This is a genomic window from Paenibacillus sp. PastF-3 (assembly GCF_029893135.1).
Taxonomy (GTDB): domain Bacteria; phylum Bacillota; class Bacilli; order Paenibacillales; family Paenibacillaceae; genus Paenibacillus_AQ; species Paenibacillus_AQ nitricinens.
In genome coordinates this window covers 717,234-738,400 of sequence record NZ_JARXWM010000001.1, presented here as the reverse complement: position 1 = coordinate 738,400, position 21,167 = coordinate 717,234, and the positions used below count along the sequence as shown (strand labels likewise).

The 21,167-nt window shown below is 43.0% G+C and carries 15 protein-coding genes; 1 reads left to right on the top strand and 14 read right to left on the bottom strand.

From position 1 onward, the window contains the following. Window positions 1-49: 49 nt before the first annotated feature. From M2444_RS03370 to M2444_RS03305, 14 genes are all read right to left on the bottom strand, one after another. The gene (locus M2444_RS03370; RefSeq protein ID WP_280786273.1) at window positions 50-1,054 is read right to left on the bottom strand and encodes a sensor histidine kinase; all 1,005 of its coding nucleotides are present in this window, start codon (window positions 1,052-1,054) and stop codon (window positions 50-52) included. After that, window positions 1,051-1,728: a response regulator transcription factor gene (locus M2444_RS03365; protein WP_280786272.1), complete on the bottom strand. Its 678-nt coding sequence runs from the start codon at window positions 1,726-1,728 to the stop codon at window positions 1,051-1,053. Before M2444_RS03365 ends, M2444_RS03370 begins: the two co-directional genes overlap by 4 nt. Before the next feature lie 160 nt (window positions 1,729-1,888). After that, window positions 1,889-6,994: a golvesin C-terminal-like domain-containing protein gene (locus M2444_RS03360; RefSeq protein ID WP_280786271.1), complete on the bottom strand. Its 5,106-nt coding sequence runs from the start codon at window positions 6,992-6,994 to the stop codon at window positions 1,889-1,891. A gap of 266 nt (window positions 6,995-7,260) precedes the next feature. After that, on the bottom strand, window positions 7,261-8,469 hold the full coding sequence (locus M2444_RS03355; RefSeq protein WP_280786270.1) for an SGNH/GDSL hydrolase family protein: 1,209 nt from the start codon (window positions 8,467-8,469) through the stop codon (window positions 7,261-7,263). A 17-nt stretch (window positions 8,470-8,486) separates the two neighbouring features. Beyond that, entirely contained in the window at window positions 8,487-10,718 is a 2,232-nt protein-coding gene (locus tag M2444_RS03350) for an FAD-dependent oxidoreductase (RefSeq protein WP_280786269.1), read from the bottom strand. Between the two features lie 87 nt (window positions 10,719-10,805). After that, the gene (locus M2444_RS03345) at window positions 10,806-12,428 is read right to left on the bottom strand and encodes a response regulator transcription factor (protein ID WP_280786268.1); all 1,623 of its coding nucleotides are present in this window, start codon (window positions 12,426-12,428) and stop codon (window positions 10,806-10,808) included. Continuing rightward, entirely contained in the window at window positions 12,425-14,164 is a 1,740-nt protein-coding gene (locus M2444_RS03340) for a sensor histidine kinase (protein WP_280786267.1), read from the bottom strand. The genes M2444_RS03345 and M2444_RS03340 overlap by 4 nt, the downstream gene beginning before the upstream one ends. A gap of 287 nt (window positions 14,165-14,451) precedes the next feature. Next, complete coding sequence (locus tag M2444_RS03335) at window positions 14,452-16,038, bottom strand: extracellular solute-binding protein (RefSeq protein WP_280786266.1); 1,587 nt, start codon at window positions 16,036-16,038, stop codon at window positions 14,452-14,454. Between the two features lie 66 nt (window positions 16,039-16,104). Then, window positions 16,105-16,974, bottom strand: a complete 870-nt coding sequence (locus M2444_RS03330; RefSeq protein ID WP_094874417.1) for a carbohydrate ABC transporter permease — start codon at window positions 16,972-16,974, stop codon at window positions 16,105-16,107. 13 nt (window positions 16,975-16,987) lie between these two features. Beyond that, complete coding sequence (locus M2444_RS03325; protein ID WP_094874416.1) at window positions 16,988-17,935, bottom strand: ABC transporter permease; 948 nt, start codon at window positions 17,933-17,935, stop codon at window positions 16,988-16,990. Between the two features lie 291 nt (window positions 17,936-18,226). After that, entirely contained in the window at window positions 18,227-18,436 is a 210-nt protein-coding gene (locus tag M2444_RS03320; RefSeq protein WP_280786265.1) for a hypothetical protein, read from the bottom strand. Between the two features lie 18 nt (window positions 18,437-18,454). After that, a complete protein-coding gene (locus tag M2444_RS03315; RefSeq protein ID WP_094868944.1) occupies window positions 18,455-19,036 on the bottom strand; it encodes a TetR/AcrR family transcriptional regulator in 582 nt (193 codons plus the stop codon). A gap of 87 nt (window positions 19,037-19,123) precedes the next feature. Beyond that, window positions 19,124-19,531, bottom strand: a complete 408-nt coding sequence (locus tag M2444_RS03310; RefSeq protein ID WP_280786338.1) for a fumarylacetoacetate hydrolase family protein — start codon at window positions 19,529-19,531, stop codon at window positions 19,124-19,126. Between the two features lie 64 nt (window positions 19,532-19,595). After that, window positions 19,596-19,826: a hypothetical protein gene (locus tag M2444_RS03305; protein WP_280786264.1), complete on the bottom strand. Its 231-nt coding sequence runs from the start codon at window positions 19,824-19,826 to the stop codon at window positions 19,596-19,598. Window positions 19,827-19,987: 161 nt separating this feature from the next. Here M2444_RS03305 and M2444_RS03300 point away from each other — a divergent pair, with 161 nt between their 5' ends. Further along, window positions 19,988-21,010, top strand: coding sequence for an MBL fold metallo-hydrolase (locus tag M2444_RS03300; RefSeq protein ID WP_280786263.1), 1,023 nt, complete (start codon window positions 19,988-19,990; stop codon window positions 21,008-21,010). The last annotated feature ends 157 nt before the right edge of the window (window positions 21,011-21,167 follow it).

Sequence of the window (21,167 nt, the reverse complement as noted above, 5' to 3'; positions counted from 1 at the left end):
AAAGTTACATCCCGGCTATCAGCCCGTTTAATTCTGGGTTAACTTTAGGTTAAGCTCGGCCAATAGCTACTTTTGTACCATTTTCATTTGATGTAAAGTCAGCTTTCAGCTTCATTTTTTGCAGCATATAATTTGAAGCCGATAAACCAATCCCTGCTCCACGCTCATAGGAGAAGTTATCCATACCTGGACCTTTGTCTGCAACGATGATCTGTTCTTTTACTACATCAACCACAATGTTTGCATATTCCCCCTCTGCTGCATGGCGAAGAATATTCTGAAATAGATTGTCCAGAACCCGTGTCATCCATTGTGGATCGGCCTCCCAATAAAAAGTCTCCTCTGCCGGTAAATCCACATCGATCTGAATTTCTTTTTCTTCAAATACAGGATACCATGCTGCAACAGATGCTCTTACTAAACGTCCAATATCTGTTGAAATGGGTACAAAAGGATGTTTCCCTGATGTAAGCAAAGTGTAGGAAAGTAAATCATCCATCAGATCTCCGACTCTGGTAATCGTATGATTCATCTCTGTTAAGGAGTTTTGTCCTTCTAAACTTACTGCTTCTTTATTTAATCTGGTGACATGTCCTCTCAATATGGTAAGTGGTGTTCGTAAATCGTGAGATAAATTCGCAATGAGCCGATGCCGTAATAATTCTTCTTCATATTCCCGCTTGCGACTGTCTTCAAGCTGCTGAATCATCCAATTAAAAGAACTTCCCAACTGGTCTATTTCATCCATACGATCACTTTGAACAGAAATCGGTTTAGGAAAGGAGTTATGATTAGCTGAAAATGACATGACTTCCTGTAAGCAGGTAAGACGTTTACGAAGTCTCAAGAAGAACAGCCAAGAGGAGACAATAAATGCGACAATAATAAAACCAAACAAAAATAGTGTAATGTAAAATGGATTTAACGTCAGAGGTTCTTCATTGACAGAAAACCCAAAGAAGGTAAAGAAGAAAATAAGCACAATTGGAGGAAGGAAGATAAATAGAAAATGCACTTTTAGAAAACGGCGAAATAATGATCTGCTGTGTTTCATAGCTTCACCCGATAGCCTATTCCTTTTAACGTTTCAATAATCTCTTGTGAATCTGGATGACGTTCCAACTTCTGACGTAGTCGATGGATATGTACCATTAGTGTCTTATCACCGGTTATGTACGTTTCTTCCCAAATGGCTTCATAAATTTGTTCTTTTGGTAAAACTTGATTAGGGTGGCGTAAGAAGTACATTAAAATTTGATGTTGTTTCCCTGTCAGTATAATTTCTTCTCCTGTGCGCTTGTCATATACCATTTGGAGTCCTGGATCTACTTCAATATGATTACCTAATGAAATGCGTCCAGAATGTGTTCTGCCACTTCGGCGGATTAATACTTCTAATCTCGCAACTAATTCATCCGTATGAAATGGTTTCGTTAAATAATCATCAGCAAACTGTAACCCATCTACCTTATCATTTATCGATGTTCGAGCAGATAACAGCAAAATAGGAACAGCAGGAGCTGCCTTTTTTAATCGTTTTCCTACAGTAAATCCGTCTAACCCAGGTAACATGATATCCAAAATAACGATTTCATGCTGATTCACTTCTTTTTCGGCTCCTTCACCAGAAAGCAGCCACTGAACTGAAAACCCCCGCTGCTCCAATTCTTCTTTTACCCATTGGCCTATTTTCTCATTATCTTCAATATATAATATGTTTCTTTTCAAGTAACAACCCTCTCTCTAATGGAGTTCACTATTAGACAGATTAACACAATCTAAAGAATCGTTTCCAGTTAAGACCATTTTATCGTTTGTTAATATAGTTTCATAAAAAAGCCGAATGGATCGGTTTCATCCACTCAGCTCAAAGGATTATTTTACGATATCACTTATCACTTACCGTTGTTCCGCTTCCATTCAGAAACTCACTGCTATTATTCGAAAGTTTCGGTTTACCTGGCAGACCAAACAATACCGGACTAACGGAATGCCGTTCGAACTTGACTGCATCAGCCCTCGTATAGATCATATCAGCAGGCAGAGTTGGGGGATCTACCGTTGTCGGAGTAACCCTGGTTAAACGAACATACTCGCTGCCGTCTCCTGTAAAGTCGAACGTTCCTAGATTAACCCAACCCGACGAGCCGACGGTTGCATCGATATACGTGACCTCGGTAACCGACTGATGCTTCACTTCCACTTTGACATAATTATCGTTTGCTGTCGTATGGACGAGCTTGTAGATGGAGACCGTATATTTCCCCTCTGGAAACTGGCCTTTCCACGTCGCTGATGATCCTTGAACGGTAGAGTAACGGGACTTAACCCCAATTTTGTATCCGGCTAAATTACTTTGGCTCCAAGACCCTTCTGTCGTGTACAACCCAGTCGTATTCGTACTGTCGACAATAACCGTTAAGTCCCTGATCGTAATTATCAAAGGCGATGTTGTTAAGGTCACCCCGTCAATCGTTACAGTGGCCCATACCTCAATGTGATCCTTTTCCCCGTCGAGACTTAGAAGAGTCAACAAACCGCTACTGTCCACTTCAGCCAGATCGGTTCGATCAACGAAATACTGCACATTTGCCTGTGATAGATCACCAATCAGACCGTTATCCAAATAGCCGGTTACGCTCAGTTGTGCGGTTTGAGTCATCTGCAGTTCGTTCCGATCCGACAGGATCACCGCAGACTCCAATTGCGGCAGCTTGTTCGGGTCCACCCACATCATGGCATCGGCAACTACCCGTGACTTATTGGCCTTATTGGTTAATTCCACATACCCGATATCGCCTGCTGCAAAAGGATAAGCACCCAGATGCACCCAAGTCCCATTGGCAGCTGTTTCATCAACGGTAACCGTCTCGGAGCCTCCGCTATAATGAACGGTAAATGTGGCATTCGTTGCCCAATTTTCACCGGCAGCGGTTATTTGCGGAAGCTTGTAATACACACTGTAAGTAACAGTTTCCGGCAGCTCAGGCCGCCATACTATCCTGCTTGTCGCTGTGCCTGCAGTCGATTTGGAATACACATAGTTATCATAGTAATAGTCGTTAGCCGTAGTATCCCGTATCCAGACGCCTTCTGTCTCTGCCTCTGTATTATCCACAATGATAGATGAAGCCTCCTGCCAATCCGGTTGAACTGGAGTTTCGGTTACCTGATCAGGCAGATAGAGTGTCCGTTTGCGAGTCTGTTTCCCGTCCGATTCCACATAATAAGTGAAGGTTTGGGATAAGTCGTTCACCCGTATCGACCATTCCATCGGATAGATCGTATCTGGAATGGTCGTATACGTAGCTCCGCCATCCAAGGAATAATGGATCGTCGCTGGTTTCGTAGTTTTTGCCTGCACATAAGCATCGTAGGCCGTTTTGTCGGGCTTGACGATCAGCATGCCTTTAACCGCATCTATTGGACTGTGGATATCGAAGAAATAGCTTGCATCCGATAGATCAGCAGTTCTGATCTGGTGCAGCGGCACCTCAATGTTGAGTCCTTCTACAATGATAGCGGTTATTCCCTTGCTTGAAACCTTGGCTTGAATGATTCCGCCACTCATAACCGCTTGCTCTGGTGAGCCATTGTCGCGGATGATGGTTACGGTATAATCTTGTGCCGGGTTGAACCCAATGATTTGCGAATTTAACTCAATCGGAGTCTGAACTTCAGCTGACGATTCGTTGCTTAACCCGATGTAGAATTTATTCCCGCTCTCTCCCGTTATCCAGTTCAATTGAGGGTGGTTGGTCTGAATAATCCCCTTGGGCATCCAGAGCCAAACGTCGGAGTTACCATAAAAATGACCTGGTTTATTTCCATAGAGGTGATATTTGAACCATAAAAAATTAGTTTCAAATACAGAAGGAAATGTAATACTACCATTCGATTTCAAAGATTGCTCGCTGATCAAATAATCCATCGTTTGCCCGAGCTGTCCCGGTATATGGTGATAATAGATAGATGTAGCGCCGCTTGGACCTTCCAGAGGGAAATTTGGCTCCAATTGACTAATGGCGAAGCCCTTATAGTAATAACCTGGATAGCTGGAATATCGTCCGATGACCGCATTATGAGCAATATCCTGCAGCAGTTTATCACCTGTATAGAGCGACAATCTCAGCATGAATGGAGCTTCCTGCGCATTCATCCGATAATAGCCAGTTGTACTTCCCGCTTCAAACGTCAATCCATTGGGAGAAACAAGCCAACTATCCGCTTGTACGCCTCCGGCTACATCTTCTGGGAGCTTGATCCGAGGATATTGATATTTACCACTTTCCGGCCAATGGAACGACTCCGCGTAATTATACGTCTCAGGCTGCGGAATCGTAACGGCACCTTCTGGAACCGGACGAGCAACGAACATCGTTGCATACCGTTTGGCTTCTTTATAAGCAGCATTCAAGTATTTGGGTTCCTGAGTTTCCTCGTAAAGCTCCAAGATCTCCATCCACAGCTTGCTATAATAATAAATGAACTCATTTTTACTCACATTTACGGATGCAGGCGTATCAATATGCTGCATGATATAGCTGTCGGCTGCAGCCTTGGCAGCCTGTAAATACTGCGCATCTCCCGTCATACGATACATCATCAGGGGCTGAATGACAGGACCCCGGTCTTTCTGGTCAGGATCACGCACGAGGTACTCTTCCTGCGCCAGCGCCCCAATTCCTGCCGAAGTCCCCATCATCTGATGGACAGCGGCTACGCTTGAAAAATCAAACGGCAAGGTTGCCATTTTCCATAACGACGGCACACCGTATACTGGTTTCTGCGTCGGTGACCATCCAATTCCATTTCGCGATACACCGTTCTGGATGGACGGCAGCGCTCTCGTATCGTAAAGCTGGTCGTCTCCGGTCAAATAGTAGGCTCCCAGAAGAACTGCATTCGAGGTGGTTCGAATGCTATCCTCGTTCTCAATATCAATAAATCCCTTGGCTCGATTCCACCAGCCGCTTGGCGACGGGACATAATTAACAGAGTCGTCCCCTTGCGGCTCTATCTTAAGTAAATCGATCATATTGAACATCGCGTCAGTAAGCGACTGATCGGATACATTTTCCCGGTATGCGGAATAACCATACTCATTGCGAAGAACATCCGCGTAGGACACATACAATTTGCCTTTTTGAGCGATTAGTCCCATATGAAATTGATAAGTGCTTTCTGCGGCCATTTTCGAATAAGTCCCTAATTGAGGAGCATACAAGATTGGCTGCACGCTGCCTTCATTGTTGACAAGGCTCATGCCAAGCCTTTGTTTCGTAACACCTCCCGTAGGTTCAAATTCCACCGGAAGCTCATCCGAAGGTACAAATACCCCATACGTCAATGGATTCCCCGAACCGTCATTCTTTTCCACCAGACTCATCGGAGCGCTCAGCTCCCTTAAGCTTGTTGATTCGACTGAACCTACCATTTTTGCATGTGACCTGAAACCATTTAACACTTCATTGACGCCTGAGATTTGCTCTGTTGTGAAAGACTGATAGCCGATCACATAATTGCCATCCCGGCGGGGTGTAAAGGTGAAGGAAACATCAGGTTTGTCCCCTGACATGGACCAGTTCACTTGTAAATCGTAATCACTTCCATGTGAAGAATCGGTTAATATCGCCGTGTGACTGTCAGGGAATTCGATCTGGTCGAATGTAATCCAGCGTTTGTTCATCGTATCGTAGTAATTGGTTAGACTCCCGGCATTCCCATCTAATATGACCCACTGCTCTTCAAGTCTTTCCGCCACATTATTGACAGGCACCCAGTTCCCCGTATCCGTGTCCTTGTAGAACAAATCACGAACGATGGATTTGCCACCATCCCAAGCTGCTTCATAGAAGGTTGCTTTATAGCTGGCATTCTCGATACTGCCTTTTTCCGTGTAACTGAGATTCGCCAATGTACGGCTGCGCAGCGGAGGCAACGGCGGAGCTTGCTGCCGGATGTTCCCTTCAAACTTGACCGCATCGGCCCGCGTAATGATCTTTCCGGTCGTAGGTTGCGTTCGAGTCAGTCTGACAAATTCGCTATCATTACCACTGAAATAATATTCGCCCAAATCCACCCATCCGGCCGATGGGCCCGACGAAGGCCTCAGATCCATAAACATGACATCCGTGATCCCATTGTGAACAATTTCAATTTTAACATTACTGTCTGCTTTATCCGCCCAATCAAGCTTGTTGAATGATATTTTCGCCGTCCCTGCTTCCAATCGCGGATTCCATGTGATGCTTCTTCCTACTGCATCGGTAAATTTGGAACTGGAATTATGATAACCCTTCACTCCTGTACTTGTAGTCCAATAAGGAGCGGAGAACCCGTTATTTGCGTTATCTGCATCAGTGGTGACGACATCATCAATCGTGATGCTTCCATCATCAATGATGATCGTCTTATGCGGCTCTTTTTGCTGAATATTCCCTTCGAACTTGACCGCATCTGCACGAGTAATTATCGTGCTGGTTGTACTGGTAGACCGAGTTAATCTAACGAATTCTTTACCAACTCCGGAAAAATAGTACTCTCCCAAATCCACCCATCCCGCAGGGGCACCAAATGAAGGTCGCAAATCCACAAAGAAAACATCCGTCGTTCCATTATGAACGATTTCGATTTTTACATTGCTATCTGCTTTATCTTCCCAGTTAAGCTTGTATAATGAAATTTTCGCCGTTCCCGCTTCCAATCGAGGATTCCAGGATATCGTTCTGCCTGCTGTACTCGTATATTTAGAACTGGAGTTATCATATCCCTTCACCCCTGTACTTGTGGTCCAATTTGGAGCCGAATAGCCGTTGTTCTCGTTATCCTCATCAGGTGTCACAACATCATTGATCGTGATGCTCCCGTCATCGATGATAATCGTCTTATACGGTAAAGGCTCTGCGTAAGCGGTCCTTATCCCGACTAGGCTGAAAGGAACTACTATCGTCACAATGAAAACGATTAAGAAAAACAGCTTCCTTTTTATCATACAACTCACAGCCTCCCTTATGTTGATAACGCTTTCAAAATAATGGTGCCCTCCTTTGTTCGAAGATCGTAAAGAAGCAATTAGCCTTATCCTTCTGGCTAATCCTCTCGTTTTTATCATAGCATGTCACATCACTGTGAAATTTCTTTGATTTCAAGAATTTCTTATAAGATTTTAAGCAAAAAAGAAACCTATATCATAACTGACCGCTCAACTGCAGTCAGTTATGATATAGGTTTACCAATTGTAAAATGCCTAATGATTAATTATAATGGCGGCTGCACCAATAACAACTTCCCAAGCTGAATCACCGTTTGATCATACCAATCTGGATGCTGCCTAACGTGCTCCCTGCTTCGTTCATTGCCGCATGCTTCAAACACGGCCGCTTTGTCTGTTTTCTCGGTATCGATTTCAAAGCGAACTGTATGTTTCCCATTCGGGAGTTCCGGTAAGAATACATACTGATTTCGATTATGATCGTTGTGTAATGTGAATCGATCAACAAGAAAGGGTTCCCCACCATCCACTGACACCTTCAATCTGCCAGAATCAGGCCCCCCGATATCGAATAACCCGATATGGGTTCCCTCGAACTGCACTGTGATAGCCTCTCCAGGATCGACTGCTCGCCATAGACCGGGGAACAACCAATTGTACTCACGCACCAAAGCAAAATCATCGGGCGTCATGTATGACCATCCTGCGGAAAAAGTAGTAAGACTATCCAGTGACAGCATGGTTGCATACTCCCAAGGATTAGCTGGAACCAACGGATTCTGAGGGAAGTGATGTACTAACCTTCCCAAATGATCTTGAAGTTCTCTAATTTTCTCAAATGACCGGGTGATCGTATCCGTGTAGATCTGGTGTCCTTCGGGAATAGTCGGATGGATCGAATCATGCGTAAAAACAACGGCTCCGGCAATGGACACGTCTTCCCTTGAGGTAAAAACGAGTTTTCCCTCCGACACCAAGTGACTGACCGCTACGCCCAGATGAATTGAAGGAATACCATAATATTCGGCCACTTCCTCTTGCATCAGAGCCCCCTTCTGGTATTCCCCAGACTGAAATAAGGCCACATCCCGCTCCTTCAGCGTATAAACGAATAAGATATCGGTAAACCGGCTCCGTTTGCGGATCTGGCGGACAATCCCTTCGATCCGCGCCTTGGATTCGGGATCTCCGCCATCGTTACCGACAAATTCAACAAATACTAGATCAGGCCGATGACGCAGTACATCTGTCTCCAAACGGGCACAGCCCAAATCCGATCCTGTCCCATTAATGCCTGCATTCACAGAGCGGATCTCCGCCTTAGGATATTTCTCACGAAGCCAATCCGCCGTCATGACCCTGTAGCCTTCAGAACGGGTATTACTACCGCCGAAATAGACGATTGTTACGGTATCCCCATTTTCCAATTTCTGAATTATATTGGGGAGTCCTTTACGAGGGAATAATTCTTTCATCGCGACCTCACCTGACCTCATTTATCAAATTTAGGAGAAAACCATTTTACAGCAAACACTTCAAAATAAGACGAACCATAAGTTGCACAGAAATCGAAGCGGATTCGGGTTACATCTTTCGCTTTCACCTTATGTTTATTCAGCGTGAGATAATTTCCACGAGTTATGATTGTCCTCTCTGTTCCGTCTTCTAAGGTCAAGGTCATATCATAGTCTTGAATAAGGGACTCGATCGGGTCGTTGAAATGCTCCAAATCCAACTGTGAATTGAAGACGAGATGGATTTCGTCTACCTTTTTGGGGCTTGAAAAACAGAATTCCAACCATTCCTGTTCTTTCGTACGTTCAGAAATCCAGCCGTTCGGTAGACCATAAGGTCTGGAGAAGCCGTTGACGACATTCTCGGGATTATACATATTCTGGGTTGGCAATAGCTCCTTAAAGCAAATGCTCTTATTGAATTTCTTCAGCCTGGAAGGTTCTTCCGGTCTATAATAGAAGCTAACCGCTCCTGTCAATTTCTCTTCATTGACGTAGACGGCAAGGCTTGCCGTACCTTCCAATACGATGTAGATTTTATCGTCAGCCGGTCTCTTGCAGCCCAAGTTAAGCGTAATCCAGTCGTCATGACCGGCTGCAATAACCAAGCGGTAATCTTTTAACTCGCTGGTCGGAATATAATTTTCTTTCCGTTCCCCGCCAAACAGCTTCACCTGCAAAGTTTCCGAATGCTCGGACCTGTTTTTAATTTTGATGCGTACACTTTTCGCCATGGATGTCTGAATCGGCAAGACTAAACATAACCCTTTCTCCAAGGAAATCTCTTCGGTTGGATGAACATTGTCATAGCTGCGCTGAGACGAGGCACGAATAGTTAATCCATCAGCAAAATAAGGATTCAATTCCTCTTGAAGCCCTACAATCGTTTGCCCGTCTCGAAGCAACAGCTCTTGCAGTTCTCCCATATGAGCTTCGACTATCGTTGCGGGGTCCACCTCATATTTCAAACATAACGAAGCAGCTGTTCCAACCGCCTGACCCATACAACCACAGGTTGCCATTACCCTCGTAGATCCGAATGCCACATGGGTAGCACTTATATTGCGGCCAGCGAACATTAGATTAGGAATATTTTGTGAATATAAACTGCGGAAAGGGATATTGTACAAGCCAGGCACGAAATTCCAAGCTGTAGCCGGCCCCTCATCATAGATGCCTTTAGCAGCATGTATATCCATATACCATCCCCCGACGGATACGGCATCTTCGAAATGCGGCTTCGCGGCGAGATCGTTCTGAGACAACATGTGATCCCCAATGAACCGCCTCGACTCCCGTTTTCCCGGGATTGGGCATACATAATCCAAGATGAGATTGTCCACATCATCAAATTCGCCGCTATTTTTGATATAATCCCAAATTCCGTACACCAATTTCCGCAGTTCCAATGCGATGTCTTCATTATTCTTGATAATATCCATATGTCCGCCGTATTCCAGCCACCACAATCCGCCAAGCCCGTTGATTTTTCTAGGTAAAGACCGATGGTTTAAGCCTTTTCTGATACTATCAAAAAAGGCCAACTTCGTAATATCATATGCAAAGCCTGGTCTTTTGTATGGAACGGAATATTCTACGTCACGGGCTTGAAACAGGATCGTATCGCCCATGGTGAAATGGTCCGCCACTTCAGGAGCCAATTCTTCCTTATATTCATGCTTCGCTTCTCTCCCCCAGCGGAAGAGAGCACCTGCTTGATATCCGACAACTCCATCCCCGGAGCAATCGATGTAGGTTCGGCTTTCGAAACGGAATTTTCTTTCGGAAGCCAATTGAAGGCCCTCCACCCATTTAATTCTGCCGTTCGCCATGCCCGTTTCATGCACGCATGTATTCAGAAATAGAGAAATGTTAGGTTCAGCATAAACCATATCCAACAAGACCGTATCCGAAAGCGAAAGCATCAGCTTCTTGTTGTATAACGGATTATAGTGAAAAATCTTCAACTTGAGTTCTTCCACCAATCCGCCCTCGCGTGCATAATAGGATGGACTGTTTCCAAGATATGCTGACCCGTTGATATGAACTCTGACCTCGCTGCTCGCATTTCCCCCAAGAACCGGCCGATCATTAATAAGTGAAACCTGCAGCCCTTGGCGTGCGGCAGCAATGGCAGCGCATATCCCAGCAATACCTCCGCCTACGACAGTTACATCTGCTTTAATAAGCTCCATTTTGATAACCTCCATGATTAGATCCTTCTATCATGGTAAGCTTTTTGATGACTTTTTTTTTACATGATTTCGCGAGAAATTTATACATTTTTTGCAACCTTATTAGGATTCATACCGTGTCATTTTTATCCGGTATTGCTTAGGCGTATCACCCGTATATTCTTTAAATAATTTGCAAAAATAACCTTCATTCACAATTCCTACTTCCTCGCACAATTCCAATAAAGAATAATCCTGAACATTTAACAGCTCGAGAGCTAAGTGGATTTTTTTGCGGTTGATGTAGCTGATAACGCCCTCGTTCATTGTTTTTTTGAATAAGCTGCTAAAATACGATGGAGCTAAATTCACTTCCTCGGCAATCGCCTCCAGCGTTAATCTCTGTTTCAGGTTTTTCTCTATAAATCGCATAGCACTCATGATTTCTATACGATGTAAAAGTTGGCCAGCGTGTACATATTCGAATGTGAAGTCGCCAATATAGGCAAGCTGCTCCCGAAATGTCATGAATTTTATAGGAAACTCTGATACATCCGTGGTCAACGATTTCCCCGATTTAAATTTCGCAGTAATGTCTCTGTACAAGTCTTGAAGCATAGGTGCCATGATAGACTTATGAATTTTATAATTCGTCACAAATTGATTTAAATCAGAGAGTTCTTTCTCCAGCTCTTCCTTGGAAACTTTCCTTTGTACCCATGTGAGAAAATCAGCCAATTTCAGCTGAAAGGCCTCCTTTTTGTCATTACGGTATTGGAACCGATGCATGGGGGTTTTGACTACTTTCTCTTCATGATAATAGAAATCCTCACTCACGTTATTAGCTTCCATGTAAGCTTGTTTGATGGATTCCCAGCCTCGGTGCGGACCTCCAAAAGCGACGGATACCCTTTGATTCAGATATTGATGTAAATGGGAGACGATCTGACTGCCCAATGAATGGCAAGCATATTCCGTGTCCATATCACTGCGATTATTTTCCCAGGAAAGAAAGCCAATAAAACGATTATCGGATAGATCTACAGCTACACCCCTGCCACCATTCACCACAGTTTCTTCGATTATATTCGTAATCGCATATTTCAAAATGTGTTGATCTGACGCTGAATAATCGTTCCGGAAACTTTCATACAAATTCATTTCAACAATGAAGCAGCAATAGTTGGCTTGAAAGAAATGGAATTGCATACGATTGGCAAAATCCGATGCCCGATGAGAAGGGATTTCACCTCTGATAAGCTCGTTAAAAAATTGCTTGCGGACTCTATATTTATTCTCAAGCACGGATACGTTTAACGATTGAATTTCCGCTTCTTTTTTCTTAACCTCATTTAAAATCCCGGCTGCCTTATCTAAAGCGCGAACTAAATCCGCTTCCCTGAGCGGAACCTTAACAATGTACTCCAATACGTTGGCTTGAATAGCTCTCTGGGCGTATTCAAAAGATGAATAAGCGGTCAAAAGAATGTATTGGGTATGGGGAAGCTTTGGTTTTAGCTGCTCAATCATGGAAATTCCATCCATCCGCGGCATAACAATATCAGATATCACGATATCCGGTTTAAGCTTTGCGATCTCCTCTATCCCTTTCAGCCCATTATTCGCTTTTCCCACTAAATGAAATCGCTTATCTCTATGGGAGAGCTCGTTAAAAAACAATTCCAATCTCTGAATGATTAGATCTTCATCGTCAACAATGAAGCAGGTGTAGTCTCTCACCATCATGCATCTCCTTTAAACGAGCCTGCTGGGAATAAGGCTTGAACACGGGTTATTTCCTTAGGTATGCTTATGATTTGGAGCCCGAACTGTTCACCATAGTGAAGTCTTATTCGGTCATGAATATTATTTAACCCGATTCTTTTCCTTTTCACTTCCACATCACTCGGTTCTGAAATCAAAACATGCTTTATTTTATCAGTTGGAATTCCCTCGCCTTGATCCACTACTTCTATGATGACGTTGCTGCCCTCCCTGTACGCATGAATAGTAATAGGGCCTACGATCCCCCCTCCGTTATAACCATGGAAGATACTATTCTCCACAAGGGGCTGCAGCAGCATTCTAAAAACTGGGAAGTCTATTAAATCTGCTTCGATATTTTCAATCAAGTGAAAGTTCCTGTTATAGCGGATGTTCTGGATCGCGATATAGTCCGATACATTTTGCAATTCCTGACGCAGTGATACCTTCTCCGAAGCATCAGCTATCCCATATTCCAATATTGAAATGAGAGACTCGATCACCACATCTACTTTCTCTATTTGTCCGAGTCGTATGACATTGCTTATAGAACCAAGCGTGTTATACAGAAAATGAGGGTTTATTTGAGACTGAAGCACTTGGATCTCCAGCTTCCGCTCAAGTTCATTATGTAGCTCTGCTCCCCGTATCAGTTCCACAATTTGCTGCAGCATACGATCGAATGCTCGGGAGAGATCTCCAAACTCATCGTTTCGGTTAATCGATATTGTAGTTGTGAGGAGGCCTTGCTCCACCCGCTTCATTTTTGTTTTGAGCGCATAGAGAGGGGTCCTTATATATTTGGCAATAAAAAAGGAAATGAACAGACTTAAGAGAAGACCAGCAGCTAGAAGCCCGATATAATAGGTTTCTAATCTGGACAAAGCAGCTTTCAAGCGGGATTCATCGTTGATCGAGATGAGGGTCCAGTTGAATTTCTCAGTCGGTTTTTTCAGAAGGGAGACCGCAATGCCATCCTTGGTATGCAGTTGAAGGCTTGTTTCTGTAGTCTCCAGAATTTGTTTCGCTGACGTTTCACCGATTGAAAAAGTATGATCTTGAATATTTAAGGGTCCTTTATTTTCCGGAAATCCGGCAATGATTTTTCCTGATGCGGTGATTAGAGCCAAATCCATTTGTTCTTTTTTATTAATCTTGAACAAGGTCTCTTCAATGGCATTTAGATCCAAATCTACCGCAATGGCCATAGGAAACGGAGCACTGTTCAGATATCGAACCATCGTAACGGTCCAGCCGGAATATTTAGATTTGTAAGGATCACTGACAAATGTAGTCCTTCTGTTCTTGTCAGCCGCATCAAACAAAGGTTCTCTTTCAGCTAAAGGTTCATCGAATATTCGGGTAGGTGTACTCCCGCCTAGAATGGATAAATCGCTTTTGATCAAATAAATATTACTGACGTAATTACTGTTGAGTTCATACAGCTCTCTTAATTGCTTTTTAATCACTTCTGTATTCTCAATGTTGGCTTTCACCGATGTTTCGACCGAGAACAGGATCGTCTGGAAGGAGGAAAAATTAACTGTGAAATACTGATCTACCTTGTCAAGGATTTGGTTGGTGTAATAAATGTCAGTGGTTCTTATTTCCTTTTGGACATAGTGATAAGACAATTGGCTTATTAAGATTATGCAGCTTAATACAAATGCAAACACGATAAAAAATAACTTTAAAGGCAAGCTGATTCTTCTTCGCATCGATCATCTTCCTTTTAAATCTGTTTTAAACAAATAATAGCATATGATAAGAAGAAACGCCTTCGGCGTCCTTTTTAAGGACGATAAGCGTTTCTTCGAGAAATAGAAGGATAAAGTATAAAGTAAAACTTATACTTTCTTATATTTCAATAAAGAGAGGGGCTATTTATAGCCACTCTCTTTGTTTAAAAGATAAGAATTTATATGCTTCGCGCAAATTGTTCCTTATCTTTCTCGCTGAAACGGTACCGTCCTTTAAAAGGACGGCGAAGCCGTTTCTACTTGATTTACTTGATTAAGCCCGCTTCTTTAAATTGCTTGATTACTGTGTCCTTATATTTCTGCATATCAAACTTGGTCTCCAACGTATTGAGGAAATTGTCCCAGTTAGAAAGAGGATCTTTGCCGGTCATAAATTTAACCAGACTTTCATTAATGAAACGTTGGCGGTCAGCTGCCAATGTATCGTTCGGGTCTTCGGTCAATAAATTCCCGGGTAAAGTAGGCGCTACGTATTTCTGATTGTTCTTAAAAGCTTCTGCCGTCTTAGGATTCTGGAAGCTGAAGTATTCAGCATCATCACCGCGACGCGGCATTCTATAATGGTCAACCCATAGGTACTTTTCTTTCATTTCCTTTGATAATTCGGAGGTTTTATTCTTAATCTTGCCGTCCACTACATCCCAATGAATACCTTTGATTCCGTATGCAAAATTCGGATATGCTTCTTCGTCTGTAAAGAGATAATTCAGCATGGACAAGATCCGAATGATTTTATCCTTATCCGCTTTCTTGGATATGGCCCATGAATTGCCTTGGAACGATTTTCTCTCTACTATTTGATCACCATAAGGACCTATCATAGGAGGAATGACGATCCATTCCGGCACCTCTCCACTGATTTCTTTCATTTTCTGCTGATAATCTGGTTCCAGCCTGCGGGCATCTCTTATCATGAAGCCAACTTTACCCTTAAATAACTTTTGGTCCAACAAATCGGGAGTATTCATCGTCACCCAGTCTGGATCTACAACTTTAGCTTCCATCATTTTATTGATATAAGCGAGTGCTTCTTTCATTTTTGGGTCGGTAAACAGGAACACCGGTTTATTGTCTTTCACATCAATGGCTGAAGGAGGATTGACGCCAAACATCCACATCAAACTATCGAAGCCGTAGGTTTGCAGATTGCCTTCTTTATTCATGCCGCCTATGAATCCGTACGTATCGTTTTTGCCATTACCGTCCGGGTCTTTCTCTGTAAAGGCTTTCATAACTTCGAATAACTCGTCAGGTGTCGTGGGCACTTCCATATTCAGTTTTTTCAGCCAATCATTGCGAATGAAGAAGCTTCGACTGATTCCGTTTACATTATCATAACCTGGAACTCCAATGGTTTTTCCTTGATAGGACATCGCCTCCCAGGAGTCGTTGCTAAAACGTTTCTGCAATTCAGGAAATTGATCCAGATACGGTGTCAAATCCGCAAGAACGCCTTGATCATAATATTGCGCGAGATCAGCCCGGCTCTTCAAGAAGATCAAATCTGGAATATCTCCTCCAGCTATGAGGGTATTTAATTTAGTCGTTGCTTGCCCGGATTGAGGAATCATCATTTCCAAGTCGATATTCACTGCTTTTTCTAACATTTGGCGTTGGATATCTTCTTCACGAGGAGGAATCGGAGCAGCAGCGTTGAAAGTGCCTTGGTTAAACATCGAGATTTTCAATTTGGTTTCAGACTTATTTGGCTCGCCTTGCGAATTACTCGAAGCTGTCGATTTAACCTCTTTTTTGTCCCCGCATCCTGACAATACCGTTCCCACACCGACCATTGCTGTCAGAATAGCCAATGTAATCGCTTTACGTTGCATAATGACCTCTCCTTTGCTTCTATATTATCACGGTTTCCCCGTAACAACTCAGGTTGGAATAGCTTTTTAACCTTTAACCGATCCCAAGAGTACACCTTTGGTAAAATGCTTTTGCATAAATGGGTAAACGATCAAAATCGGAACTGTAGTCACGACAACTGCTGCCATTTGTATAGCGAACGTACTAACAGCTCCGGTATTGGCAAGCGAATCAGCACTTTGTGTTGCGACGTTAAGCAGGATGTTGCGCAAGATCACTTGAAGCGGCATTAAGTTGGAATCATTGATATAAACAATAGCATCAAAATAACTGTTCCAATGCCCGACTGCGTAAAATAAGGAAATTGTGGAAAGGACGGGCAAGGACAGGGGTAAAATGATCCGCCATAACGACTGAAGCTCACTTGCACCGTCTACCCTCGCTGATTCCTCGATTTCAGCAGGCAATTGCTCAAAAAAGCCTTTAATGATCACCAGATTAAATGCACTAATGAGCTGTGGAATAATCAATACCCACGGACTGTTTAGCAATCCCAGAGAGCGGACTAGTAAATAAGTCGGAATTAATCCTCCCCCAAACATCATGGTAAAGACAATGAATAGTAAAAATGGGCTTCGACCCGGCAAATATTTTTTGGATAACGGATATGCCGCTATTACCGTAAAGAACACATTGAGAGCAGTGCCTACTATCGTTCGAAACAATGTAATTTTATACGCCTGACCGATACCATGAGAAATGAATACTTCTTTGTAGGCTAGAAAGGTAAAGGTTTCTGGTATAATAACAATTCCTCTTCTTAACACTTCCGATTCTGGCGTCACTGAAACAGCAACCACATATAGAAAGGGTAGTAAGCAAAGTAGCGCTAGCAAAATAAGAATAAAATAAACGACTGCTTGCCAGACTTTCTCTCCGATTGTCAAATTGATCATATTGATAACCACCTCACCAAATTTGCCCATCGAATTTTTTGGCGAGCTTATTCGCTGCCAACACTAAAACAAATCCGATGACCGCTTTAAACAATCCCACAGCAGTAGCCAAGCCAATCCTAAGTCGCTCGAGCCCTTCACGGTATACCCATGTGTCGATAATGTCGATCTTCTCTTGATTAAAGCTGTTGGCAAACATAAATATTTGGTCAAAACCAGCATCCAGAATATGGCTTAATTTAAGGATCAGCATCAGAATCATCACGCCTCGAATGCCGGGAAGTGTTACATGCCAAAGCTGTCTCCACTTGGAAGCGCCATCAATTCTTGCCGCTTCATATAAGCTTGGATCGATTCCTGCTAATGCTGCAAGGTACAATATAGCTCCCCAACCAATATCCTTCCATATTTCAGATAAGATGATCAGCAGTCTGCCCCAGGCAGGTTCCGTTAGAAATGAGATGGGCTCAACACCAATTTCCTTAAAAATCATATTAAAAAGACCATCCCCTGGGGCTAATAATGCCACCATCATTCCATAAACAATGACCCATGATAGAAAGTGGGGTAAATAAGTGATCGTTTGTACGATTTTCTTAAACCATTGGGTATAAACCTCATTGAGCAGCAAAGCAAGTATGATAGGAGCTGAGAAACCGAACAATAGCTTATAAAGGGATATGATAATCGTATTTCTCATGATGTCCCAGAAATAAACGCCGTTCATAAAATCTGTGAAATTTCTAAATCCCACCCATGGACTATCCCATAGTCCCAATGCTAGGTTATAGTTTTTAAAAGCAATAATGATTCCCGCCATAGGAATGTATTTGAATACGGCAAAGTAAACTAATGCCGGGAACAAGAGAGCGTACATCACTTTATACTTTTTTATCGTTCTTATCCATGAATTCCGCTTTTTGGTGAGGGGAATGGCGTCCGCTGCCAATTTTGCTTGCATATCATCACCTCGTCTTTATTTATATTTGTATAATAGCATCCCACTACCCGGATAAATTTCTGTGATTTCAAGAATTTCTTATAAGATATTAAGTAAGTACAACCTTGGAAAATCCCCATCCAATAGGCATGATTGTCTTGCATTAAAGTTCGTACAATAAAACTGACCCGAAAGTTTAAGTATAGACCAAACACAATCCTGAGGTCCCAAACAAAAAAAGCCCTAGAAAAAATTGGGCTTAATTGAGTCATGTTTTTTATATAATGCATCCACGTATTTTATTTTCCATTACTAAAAACTACAATATGAGCAAAAAGGCGTCCTCCAGCGTGAGAGGGTTACCTTTTGCTTCTCCAATGTTCCATCTGCAACGATTGTTCCATGCTTAATAATCACCACATCATCAACTGTTGCTGTTGCTGCAAGCTCTTCCATTAGATGAATGGATAGAAACACCGTGTTTCCAGACTCAGCCCGTTGACTTAAGTGTTGACTTCTCATTAAATAATTTAATAATGCTTATGACTGAGCCAAAATTCCTTTAACAAACAATGAGACACTATGCTTGTAGAACTCTTCCTCGGTGACAAATTGGGATTGATATTGCCGGTGAATCAGCTCGCTCATCTGAAATCCGTAGCACATCGAGAGAAAAGACATTGCGACAAGACGCTCATTCTGTCTGGCTATAACTTTTTTCTTCTGCAAGCGTTCAAAATATTCAACCAGCAAGGAGTGAAGCTTCGCCGGCGGATCGGCCAGCACTCTGTCTAATTCGGGAAGCATTCCTTTGTCGCGGATGCCAATTAAAATGATGTCCGCATTTTTATGGAAAAATAAACGGTATTGCTGACTTACATTCAGCAGATCGACTTCCGGGTTATCGGTCGCTTCCTCTTTTAACAGCTTCTCAAACTGCGGGATATCCGAATGTCTTTCAATGATGGCTTCCAATATGCCTTGCTTGTTTCCAAATTGCCGGAAAATCGTAGATTCATTAACTTTAGCTTCCATTGCAATGGCTTTGGTGCTTACTCCCCGATAGCCATTCTTTTTGATGAGACGTGTCGCGGCTTCAATAATTCTGTCTGAAGTTTGCATTGTACTTCTCCTTTAACATATGTTAAACCCATTCTACTACAAGTATTGCACATGCAGCAGGATCGGGGTCATCATTTTCATAAATGTTTATTTAAAGCGTATCGTCCCCATTCCAATAATCGTGCCCGGGAGCGGCGTGAAAACTTTGAGAACCTCCTCCATCACTTTTGCAGGGTGTGCAGAATACTCAGATGTGCTACCCTTCCAGTGCAGTCTTTCCCCGATGTATACATCCACATCCAGTCCCATCGGATTTTCGATTTCATCCGGCGTAACCAGAAATGGTCCTATTCCTTTGCTGTGATCAAAATCTTTGCAGCGCGTCGGTCCGGTCAGCGCCAGGAAATCCGGCCATTGCACATCGCGGACAGTACTGTCGTTAAAAATAACATAACCTGCAATGCAGTTCTCCATTCCTGTAACAAAGGCCAGCTCTGGCTCGATATCCAGGTAGGAAGAGTACGAAGGCCAATGAATCGTATCCCCATCGCCAATTAATGCATTATGGTTACATTTGTAATAACTGAAAGTTACTTTATTCGAATCTTGCTGGAATTTTTCAGCAATTTTTTGTTTGAGCTCTTCTCTTTCTGGCCCTGTATATCAATTCCTTAGCGGCATCATAACTTGCCGGCAAATAATGAAGATAGCGGTCCATACTTTCAAGACTGTCAACGAATGTTCCCTGCTTTTTCATGATTGCGGCAAAAGACACGACAAATTTCTCGTTAATTACAAGCCCAAACAAAGGTTCCTGGGATGTCTTGGTTCGAAAGGTTACTAGCTTCATGTTGCTCACCTCCACCTAGTGTGATGTTGTTCTGTTACTATCTTATCGCATAGAATAAATGCATGCAAGTGCTTGCTTGCATTTCTGTTTTCCATTCTCTATAATAAAGCCATAGTTAATATGCCTTACCCCAAAAACATATACGAAAAAGGAGAATTTTCATGAAGTATGGACGTATTATCCAAAAACCTCGCGTTAAATTTATTGAAGTCGCAGATGGCGTCTTTGCCGGTATTTCGCCGTATCGCGGGATTAGTTGGGCCAATGCCGGCTTCATCAATAAGGGTGAAGGACTGGTGTATGACACGTTCTTCGATTTGTTCCATGCGCGGGAAATGCGGGAGACTTTTATGGAAGTAAGCAACGGCGGCTCTCCCGCTTATGTGGTGAACTCGCACTATAACAGTGACCATGCTTGGGGAAACAAAGCGTTTGAAGATGCTTGTATTATTATGCACAAGGAAGCCTCCAGAGAGCGTCTCACCGAAAATATCGCCTGGATGGACAGCGTCATCAGAAGAGGAAAGGATTCTACGGAATCGACTCCGGGTGAGCGGTTTTTTGCAGCGGAATTTGAAGGATTCGACCTGGAGGGCGTAGAATGGGTACTCCCGAATATTGAGATAAAGGACGATATCAACATCCGTCTTGGCGATACGGAAGTTATGATTTACAATGTAGCTCCAGCCCACTCTGACAGTGACTTGCTGTTGTGGATGCCAAAAGAAAAAGTGCTGTTCGCCGGCGATGTCGTGTTTAACGGTTGTACGGCATACAGCGAAGAGGGAACCCTCAATTGGGTTAAAGTGCTTGATCGCATTATTGATGAAATTAAACCCGAAATCGTTGTTCCAGGACATGGCGCCATTTGCAGCTTGAACTTCGTGAGGGAGCAGAGAGATTACCTCCTGAACCTGATCAGCGAGTTCAACAAGCATTACAATGATGAAATTGATTCCTTGTCCCTGACCAAGCAAATGGATATTTCCCGCTTCCTTCATTGGATTCAGCCAGAACGCTTATATGTTACAGTGGATATCTTATTGAAAAGCAAACGAGGGTTACCCCCCCTTCCAATTTGGAACGAGGTGCCTGCTAAGCTGGAAGACATGAAAGCTTTTTTGGCTGAAAAATATGACAATCAGATCAAGCCATGGGACCCTATGAGTGTTTGGCAAGAATAGCAATTTAAAGCTAGCCTACGAAAAACAAAAGAACGGCCCTGTCGCAAACGATGCGAACAGCGGCCGTTCTTTTGAATTGTTCCACGGAATTAAAATCGGTGCTTAGAAACGATTATGATAAAAAATGGAGAAGGACTTATGACTTACTAGTAGCACT

What these genes read in the sequence shown, in the direction of transcription:
- M2444_RS03370 (WP_280786273.1), bottom strand. Translation starts at nt 1,054, where the DNA reads ATGAAACACAGCAGATCATTATTTCGCCGTTTTCTAAAAGTGCATTTT.
- M2444_RS03360 (WP_280786271.1), bottom strand. Translation starts at nt 6,994, where the DNA reads ATGATAAAAAGGAAGCTGTTTTTCTTAATCGTTTTCATTGTGACGATA.
- M2444_RS03355 (WP_280786270.1), bottom strand. Translation starts at nt 8,469, where the DNA reads ATGAAAGAATTATTCCCTCGTAAAGGACTCCCCAATATAATTCAGAAA.
- M2444_RS03350 (WP_280786269.1), bottom strand. Translation starts at nt 10,718, where the DNA reads ATGGAGGTTATCAAAATGGAGCTTATTAAAGCAGATGTAACTGTCGTA.
- M2444_RS03345 (WP_280786268.1), bottom strand. Translation starts at nt 12,428, where the DNA reads ATGATGGTGAGAGACTACACCTGCTTCATTGTTGACGATGAAGATCTA.
- M2444_RS03340 (WP_280786267.1), bottom strand. Translation starts at nt 14,164, where the DNA reads ATGCGAAGAAGAATCAGCTTGCCTTTAAAGTTATTTTTTATCGTGTTT.
- M2444_RS03335 (WP_280786266.1), bottom strand. Translation starts at nt 16,038, where the DNA reads ATGCAACGTAAAGCGATTACATTGGCTATTCTGACAGCAATGGTCGGT.
- M2444_RS03330 (WP_094874417.1), bottom strand. Translation starts at nt 16,974, where the DNA reads ATGATCAATTTGACAATCGGAGAGAAAGTCTGGCAAGCAGTCGTTTAT.
- M2444_RS03325 (WP_094874416.1), bottom strand. Translation starts at nt 17,935, where the DNA reads ATGCAAGCAAAATTGGCAGCGGACGCCATTCCCCTCACCAAAAAGCGG.
- M2444_RS03320 (WP_280786265.1), bottom strand. Translation starts at nt 18,436, where the DNA reads ATGAGAAGTCAACACTTAAGTCAACGGGCTGAGTCTGGAAACACGGTG.
- M2444_RS03315 (WP_094868944.1), bottom strand. Translation starts at nt 19,036, where the DNA reads ATGCAAACTTCAGACAGAATTATTGAAGCCGCGACACGTCTCATCAAA.
- M2444_RS03305 (WP_280786264.1), bottom strand. Translation starts at nt 19,826, where the DNA reads ATGAAGCTAGTAACCTTTCGAACCAAGACATCCCAGGAACCTTTGTTT.
- M2444_RS03300 (WP_280786263.1), top strand. Translation starts at nt 19,988, where the DNA reads ATGAAGTATGGACGTATTATCCAAAAACCTCGCGTTAAATTTATTGAA.